A 237-nucleotide genomic window follows, 5' to 3' on the forward strand; every position below is an offset into this window, starting at 1 on the left:
CGCATCGAGTAGTCGAGCGCCGAGAGCATCCCGAGGCCCAGCAGATCGAACTTGACCAGTCCCATCCACGCGCAGTCGTCTTTGTCCCACTGCAGCACCGTGCGGTTCTCCGTGCGGGCGTGCTCGATCGGGCAGACCTCGCCGACGGGCCGGTCGGTGAGCACCATCCCGCCCGAGTGGATACCGAGGTGCCGCGGGAACTTCAGCACCTGCTGTGCGAGACCCACCACGTCGCCC

General features: G+C 67.5%; 1 protein-coding gene. It reads right to left on the reverse strand.

Going from position 1 to position 237, the window contains the following annotated elements; all coding sequences use genetic code 11:
* Nucleotides 1-237 (reverse strand): hypothetical protein (locus ACPYOG_RS20725; protein WP_481295941.1); only part of this gene is annotated, 237 nt, incomplete at both ends.

The organism is Leifsonia sp. HAY1-4F (genome assembly GCF_056755275.1).